Raw genomic sequence first — 6,922 nt, forward strand, 5'->3', positions numbered from 1 at the left:
CCCCCCCCCCGCCCCCGGCCCCCCGCCCCCCCGCCGCCCCCCCCCCCCCCCCCCCCCCCCCCCCCCCCGCCCCCCCCCCCCCCCCCCCCCCCCACCCCCCCCCCCCCCCCCCAACCCGGGGGCCATGCCGACTCCCGCGTGGTGGCTGTCCCGTCTCACGGAACCTTGACCAATCTCAATGAACTTTGACCGGTCGCGCCGCTGGTCGGTGCAACCTGCTGGGCATGGAAGCACCGGTCAAGGTTCAGCGAGACGGGACAACGGCCCGTCTGGTCGGGGGATGCGGCGTCCAGAGTCGTCCCGGTCCGGATGCAGAGTGTGGGTACGGCTTTCGCCGCTCACGCCAAGGTCAGGAGGCGCCTTTCAGGCGGGTCAGGGTGAAGACCAGGGACTCGATGTGCTCGGGGGAGCCCGCGTTCCCGTCGGAGAAGTCCTCGAACTCCAGGACTACGGCATCCTTGTCTCTGCGTGCCTTCACCTTGTCGCCGACGCTTTGCGACCAGCCGCCTTCCATGGAGTACGCCTGAGAAAGGGCCTCATCAGTGGGTTCGGGAACCGACGGGATGACGTACGGCTCCGCGTTCTTATTGTCGGTGCCGTCCATGATGATCGTGAGGCGTGAGGGGTCGTACTCCCACCGGCCCGAAAGGCCCAGCCGAGTCTCCGACCACCTTCCGTCGCCGGTGATCGTCAGCACCCCGTCGAACCCCGCGTTGGTCGTGAACCTCCAGGAACCCTTGGCGAACGCTGTGATCGCCTTCTCCACCGGACTCCCGCACCCTGACACGACGGAAGCAGCGACCCCGGCCAGCAAGTACCGCAGCGCTGTCCGACGACCCACTAAATTCACCAGATCACGCCTGTTCATGTGTCCCTCCCCATCCGGGCCTCGGTCACGATTGCCCGGCTCATCTGACGCACAGGGCCGCAACAGTGCGCCATCCCGGTACCAGTGGCAAGCACTGAACATGCCAACCAGCGCCTCCGGCCGGGCACCTCAGACGCCCGAAGCCGAGCCCACCCCACTGCCCGGGGGGCCGGCCCGCAGTGGGACCGGCCAAAGTTCAGTGAGATCGGTCGCTTCCCAGCTCGGCCCACTTGGTGGATGTCCCGTGTCGAAGGATCTGGTTCCCGTCTCAAGTGATCTGGTCCGATTCGCTTCTTGTCTCAGGTGACCTGGCTCGCCAGCTGTCGATCGGACATCCAGGCTGGGCCGCCTCACAGAGACATCCAGCAGTAGAGCTGCTCGCCGGCTTCGAGGGCCCGCCTGGCGAGCAGGATGATCTCTTCAGCCACCGGCTGCATGTCTTCGACGCGTGCTCCGTGCAGCTCTTCCGCTTGCACCCACCTGGCGACGATGGTTGGCACTTCGGAGTCGCGCACAGCCGCCAGAGTGTCCCGTACCAGGGGATTGAGTTCGGATACCCACGGCCCCGTCACCCACGGGTCGTCCTCGTCCTCGGGGCCGTCCGGGCAGGGTACTGGGGAGGCCGGCCACACGGTCACCTCCTCGACCAGGTCCACTCGCCACTGAACCTGACGGATGGCAGCAATCAGCATCGCCAGGACAACCGTCGGATCCACGTGCTTGGCCTTGACCCCATCGCAGACAGGGGGCCTGCGCCGAGCGGGGACCCACCATCCGCCCGCTCAAGCACCTCCACGACCGATGCTGCATCCACCGCGCGGAAGTAGTCAGTCAGAGCGCCCATTGCTTCCTCTCAGCTTCCAGTTCGTCGGCAGGCAGTAGATCAGGCACCGCCCACAGCACGAGGGGGCGGACCAGATCAACTGAGACGAGGTTCGGCATCCACCGCGCCGAACCACATCGGATGAGAAACCGACTCGCAGGGCGTCTCAAACGATCCGGTCGTCGCAGGTCACAGTCCGATCCCTGAACCAGATCCCTTGAGACGGGACAGTGGACTGCCGTTCTGACGCGTTCGGATGTGGCCAACCGGTTCCGGCTACGGCTGCCCTACGCCTGCGATGGGGAACGCCTGGCCAGGCGCCCATTGAGGATGACTTGCAGGAAGGTGTAGCAGTCACCGATCCACAGTCCGACCTCCGCTCGACACCCGGCGCAGGCCAGATTGGGCCCGTCGTATCCGCCCGGCCCACAGCAGCCGCTCCAGCGGCCCGGGATCTTCGTGGTGCCGAGGAGGTCGCCCGGGCTCAACAGGAAGTCGACTCCCGGTCCGTGAGCCGCCCGGGACTTCCCGAAGCCCTTGGGCGGCGCTCCCCAGGCGTGCCCCGGCTGCGGGTCGCGGGCGAAGGTGCCGGGCGTCATCCTGGGCGGGCAGGGGTCCACAGGAGAGTCGAGGGGCGTCCAGGCCTCGCCCTCCGCCGGCGGGTGAACTTCGCGCACAGGCAGGGACAGCCGGGTGCTGCACACGGCGCAGGAGAAGACCTCGGCACGGGCAATCTGCATTTCTTCCACCTCGTCCTACGGTGCCTACGAAGCTGCCTCACGTCACCCCCACACCCCGCCGTTGCCCGCCGCTGCCCGGCTTGCCGGCAGCCCGGCAGGGGCACGTCCGGTCAGAAGGCGCTGTGCCACCAACGATGCGGCTGGGGGCCGTACGGGAATGCGTCGGGCCGTTCGAGGATGCGCAGGTCGAGGGCCTCCACGATGACGCGCAGCTCTCTGGAGCTCTTCTTGGGGAGGGCATGGATCGCCAGTTCCAGCAGATCCCGCTCATCCGCCGGCTGCGGGCAACAGGCGGCAACCCCGCACCGGTCGTCGAACGGTGAAGGCAGCCGGCTGCTCGGTGCCCTTGCGATGGCAGTCCAAAGAGAGAGCGCTTGCTCGACCAGGCCGGGCTGGAGCCGTGTTCGTTCCAACCGGATGATCTGTGCCTGCGCCGATCCGGAAATACGACCGATCTTCGAGTAGCGGCGCTCCCCGAACAACGGCCTGTGTCTTGCCCGGAGGCTGGACGGGCGCCTACGCGGCATGGCCCTTTCGGCTGGGAATCATGACCCGCAGCCTGGCACATGGCCGGACCTGTCGCGAAGGAATAAAGGCCCCTCTGCCCTTCTGCTTCGCCCCCTGAGATGCCGACGGTCGTTCGACGGAGGGGGCCCGACTTTTGTCCGCGGACAAAAGTCGGGCCCCCTCCGGGCGACCTGGATGCGTCAGCGGTCGGTGACACGCGAGGTGTCGGTGACCACGGGATCGCCGGGCGGCGGCCGGGTCTCCACCGTCAGCACGGCGGTCAGCGCGCGTAGTCCCGCATCACGTGGCGGGCCAGCTCGGCACGGGCAGGGGCCAGCTCGGCCGTGACCGCCTCCGTACGGGAGGCATCGCAGAGCACCTGGGCCGGGTACGGCTCGCCCGATGCCAGGCAGTGCCGGCGCAGGTGGGTCGGCGGGTGGGTGTCGTCCACGCTGTGTCCGCGCCGGGCGGAGACGCGGCGTAGCCGCTCGTACTCGTACTCGGGTACGGAGCCCATCCGCGTGCCCAGCCGCTCCCACAGCCCTTCCTCGGCGGCGTCACGCGCGGCGCGGCCCTCGGCTCCGCCGCGAACCTGCGCCGCCACCGACTCGCGCTGCAGCAGAGGCTTGACCATGTCGCAGAGCAGCATCCGGTCCATGAGCGAGACGGCCGCCTCCGTGGAACCGACGCGCGCAGCGCAGGTGTCGGCCCGGTACTCCGCCCTCTGTGAGGCCCTCATGGTCAGCGCGTCGAGCAGGTGGATCACCCCGTAGAGGGCCCAGCACGGCAGGAAATACAGGAAGCGCAGGAGCTGCGTCAGCACGTTCGTCGCCGAGGTGGCCGGGACCAGGAAGTAGTACCAGTGCTGCAGCGAGCGCAGCGCTCCGGAGGTCACGTGGAGGGAGCGGACGTCGCCGTTCGCGAAGTGTCCGAGCTCGTGGCCCAGCAGGGCCACGCGCTCCTGGGGCGACAGGATCTCCCAGAGCCCGAGGCCCAGGCGCAGCACGCGCCGGTTCCGGAAGCCGTAGGTGGTGACTGCGGCGTTGGCGATCGGCTCCACGACCACGGCGTGTACCCCGGGCGTTCCGACAACCGCGGCCACCTCGTCTATGAGGTCGAACAGCCGGGGGGCGTCAGCCCGGTACAGCGTCGGAACGTGCTTCGGCAGCCGTTGAGGCCGGGGCAGCAGCGCAGCCACGACCACCAGGATCAGCGCGCCGAGCACCGGCTGGACGCCGGTGTCCCATCCGCCGATGATCAGCAGCCCCGCGAGGACCACCAGTCCCACGGTGACCGCGTGAACCAGCAGCGAGATCCCGTAGGCCAGCACGGTCGGCGCGTCGAGTGCGGCGGGCCCGGCCTGACCACCGCTCCCCGCGATCTCCGCGGCGAGCTGCTCGCCGTGCCGACGGGCCATCCGCCGCCGTGCCGTCGCGATGCGCCCGCGCTCGGGATCGGGCGCTCCCGGATCCACGTTCCAGTCGCATGCCGCGCACCAGCCGACGTACCGCTCGTGCACGGTGAAGGCGGTCCCGCACTCCGGGCACTCGCGCGTCTGCGGGGTGCTCACCTCACCGATGGTCTTCACGTATTTGTGTCCTCCCCTTACCGCCGACCTGCTGTGGTCCGCGGTAGGCGCAGCATAAGCACGCCCCGAACGGTCTTCGGAGCCGGTAAGGCGTGCTGCACGTGCGGTGGGCGCCCATGTCCGAGCCGTCCATGGCATGTGAGTGCAGAGTGTTGAGTGCTGTTGGCGCGTGCGTATCCGAGGCGCCGGCCGATCGGTTCAACCGACGGACTAGGCTGCGCGCCATGCCGCCCCAGCACCTGATGTGCTCCGTCGAGGAGCTGCTGCACGTCGTCGAGAGCCTTCACGCGATGGCCTTTCCCCAGCAGAGGCAGGAGCGTGCCGATCGGTGGAGCGGTCCTGGGTATCACGTGGCGGTACTCGTGGAAAGCCAGGACTTCTGGGAGGACCGAAGCTCCGAGGTGGTGGAGGAGGCCGAGGAGAGCATAGAAGCGCTTCTTGTCGGTCTGGCTGCGCTTCTCACGGAACGCTGGGGTGCTCCCGGGGCGGTCGACCTCTGGCCCTATCTCGGGTTCGACAACCCGGATCCGCACTTCCAGGCACCCGAGCCGATGAACTCCCTGTGCGGTCTGGCCGGCAGCATGCAGGTGTGGCGGCCTCCTGCTTCCGACCGCTGGATTGCCCTGACCATCGGCCAGGCCGATCCTGAGTTCCCGCTCCAACTTCTCGCCGCGGTTGGCGAGGGCTCTGCACTGCCAGGATGAATCCAGCGCCCTGCGGCCCCCAACCTGCAACCTGACCCACGGTGGCAAGATCCCGATGCCCGTCTGGCGCGGGCCCTGAGGACGTACAGACCGCGATCTTCACGCAACTTGCGGACCACACCCGCACACTCCACGGCGCTGAGATCGACGTCGAATGGAGCCAGGCATCAAGCTGACGACGTACCTCGGGGGCAGCGTTGGGGCCCGGGTCGACTCGCAGCTCGCGGGACTGTTCAATGCCCGGGTGGTGAACTGGGCACAGATGTACGACTGCCGCTTGGGTGTGGACCGTGTACCCGAGCTTCTGGCTCTGGTGGAGCGTGAGGACGACGCCGAAGTGTGGACCGAGCTGGGGTACCGGCTGATCCTTGAGCACGACCTGCCGTCGATGGCCGGCCTCGCGGCATTGCCCCGGCTGGTGCGCCTCGCCGCGGGCAGCACGAAGGCACGACACCTGGCCGGAGCAATCATGGAACGAGCGGCAAGTCATCACGACGGCGACGACCTGCTGGCCGGAAGCGCAGAAGTGATCGCCGAGTTCGGCGCCCTCCTGGACCGGCACCTGCAGTCGCGGCCGGCCGACTACCTGCTCACCTTCCGCGCGCTGCTCGCGGTCCAGGAGCAGTACCACTGGGCCAACGTCCTTGGGGACTTCACCGACGACTTCTACGAGCTGCCCTGCCCCCACTGCGCGGCGGAGGTGACCATCGCCATCGGCGGCTATGGCCGCTACGCGGCGATCCGCGACTGGGACCTGGGTGACACGGACCGGCGTGACCTGCGGCCGAGTCCTGCCGAGGAGCTTTCGGGTGTCGGCCGATGGATGTACGAGATCGCGGTACGCGATGGGGAAGACGTGCTCGCCGACGGAATTTCCCATCTTTTCGGCAAGGCCGAGTGTCCGACCTGTGCCAGTGTCTTCACCATCGCGGACGAGTACGCGGCTGAGAACTGCCCCGTCCTGCGGTAGCACCGTGTGGCGTTGGCCCTTGCCTCATCCCTGCCCGCTGAAGGGCTCACCTCTCCCATGCCGCCTGCGGGACGACACCTCACGTTGCCGTGTCGGCAAGTTCACGGAATGAGCCCTCCGTTCACGGCGCGAAGGAAGAGCCGTTGGTGCCATTCGTTGGCGTCCGGTCCGGGATCGGTGGCCAGGACAGGGTTCGGACCGGTCTCTATGAGGTGCATGAGCGCCCATGCGACGCCGTAGCAGTCGTCCGGGCCGAAGCAAGAGACGAGCGCTCGGGCTTCCTCTCTCGTGACCGGCTTCGGAATCGCTTCGAGTTGCTCGGCGCGCCTGTCGATCTCTTCTTCGCTTGCGTCCCAGTCGGGGAGCGGGCCATCGACGACGAACGCCTGAACTTCGGGTCTCATGGGCGAATGATCGGTTGCCCTCGTCACTGTGGGCAAGTCGTCTTTGCTGGTCAGGCCGCCGTCCGCTCCGCCGCACCAGGCAGGCCGACGAAGCCCGCCAGCCGTTTACGACAAGGGACGTGATGCGGTGGACGTGCTGCCCTGCCCAGCCGCATCCGAGGCCACGTCCCACCCGAGGCGTACACCGTCACACCGCGCTGGGATGGGGGCCGGGGGTTTTTGGCGGGGCCAAATGGGGGCCCCCCCACCCCAACCCAAAACGTTGTGGGGCCGGGGGGGCGGCACCCCCCCCCCCCGTGGGGGGGAAACGGTTACCAA

The 6,922-nt window shown here is 68.4% G+C and carries 8 protein-coding genes; 2 read left to right on the forward strand and 6 right to left on the reverse strand.

Annotated elements, in window-relative coordinates; genetic code table 11:
* Positions 1–349 precede the first annotated feature (349 nt).
* The 5 genes from ACFYZL_RS25350 to ACFYZL_RS25370 form a co-directional block, all read right to left on the reverse strand.
* Complete coding sequence (locus ACFYZL_RS25350; RefSeq protein ID WP_388681868.1) at positions 350–766, reverse strand: hypothetical protein; 417 nt, start codon at positions 764–766, stop codon at positions 350–352.
* A 452-nt stretch (positions 767–1,218) separates the two neighbouring features.
* Positions 1,219–1,584: a hypothetical protein gene (locus ACFYZL_RS25355; protein ID WP_388681871.1), complete on the reverse strand. Its 366-nt coding sequence runs from the start codon at positions 1,582–1,584 to the stop codon at positions 1,219–1,221.
* Positions 1,585–1,978: 394 nt separating this feature from the next.
* The gene (locus ACFYZL_RS25360; protein WP_388681874.1) at positions 1,979–2,431 is read right to left on the reverse strand and encodes a hypothetical protein; all 453 of its coding nucleotides are present in this window, start codon (positions 2,429–2,431) and stop codon (positions 1,979–1,981) included.
* A gap of 110 nt (positions 2,432–2,541) precedes the next feature.
* Positions 2,542–2,913, reverse strand: a complete 372-nt coding sequence (locus ACFYZL_RS25365) for a hypothetical protein (protein WP_388681877.1) — start codon at positions 2,911–2,913, stop codon at positions 2,542–2,544.
* A 305-nt stretch (positions 2,914–3,218) separates the two neighbouring features.
* Positions 3,219–4,526: a M48 family metallopeptidase gene (locus ACFYZL_RS25370; RefSeq protein ID WP_388681880.1), complete on the reverse strand. Its 1,308-nt coding sequence runs from the start codon at positions 4,524–4,526 to the stop codon at positions 3,219–3,221.
* Between the two features lie 224 nt (positions 4,527–4,750).
* On the opposite strand from ACFYZL_RS25370, the gene ACFYZL_RS25375 reads away from it, so the two are divergent.
* Positions 4,751–5,230, forward strand: a complete 480-nt coding sequence (locus tag ACFYZL_RS25375) for a hypothetical protein (RefSeq protein ID WP_388681883.1) — start codon at positions 4,751–4,753, stop codon at positions 5,228–5,230.
* 154 nt (positions 5,231–5,384) lie between these two features.
* Positions 5,385–6,200, forward strand: a complete 816-nt coding sequence (locus ACFYZL_RS25380; RefSeq protein WP_388681886.1) for a hypothetical protein — start codon at positions 5,385–5,387, stop codon at positions 6,198–6,200.
* A 101-nt stretch (positions 6,201–6,301) separates the two neighbouring features.
* Here ACFYZL_RS25380 and ACFYZL_RS25385 read toward each other — a convergent pair whose 3' ends face one another.
* Positions 6,302–6,604 carry a hypothetical protein gene (locus ACFYZL_RS25385; protein WP_388681889.1) on the reverse strand — a complete coding sequence of 101 codons (303 nt, stop codon included), beginning with the start codon at positions 6,602–6,604 and terminating at the stop codon, positions 6,302–6,304.
* Between the last annotated feature and the right edge of the window lie 318 nt (positions 6,605–6,922).

The organism is Streptomyces sp. NPDC001717 (assembly GCF_042892775.1).
Taxonomy (GTDB): domain Bacteria; phylum Actinomycetota; class Actinomycetes; order Streptomycetales; family Streptomycetaceae; genus Streptomyces.

Bases quoted from the DNA above. Each gene is read 5' to 3' on its own strand.
- ACFYZL_RS25360 (WP_388681874.1), bottom strand. From the start codon at position 2,431: ATGCAGATTGCCCGTGCCGAGGTCTTCTCCTGCGCCGTGTGCAGCACC.
- ACFYZL_RS25375 (WP_388681883.1), top strand. From the start codon at position 4,751: ATGCCGCCCCAGCACCTGATGTGCTCCGTCGAGGAGCTGCTGCACGTC.
- ACFYZL_RS25380 (WP_388681886.1), top strand. From the start codon at position 5,385: ATGGAGCCAGGCATCAAGCTGACGACGTACCTCGGGGGCAGCGTTGGG.
- ACFYZL_RS25385 (WP_388681889.1), bottom strand. From the start codon at position 6,604: ATGAGACCCGAAGTTCAGGCGTTCGTCGTCGATGGCCCGCTCCCCGAC.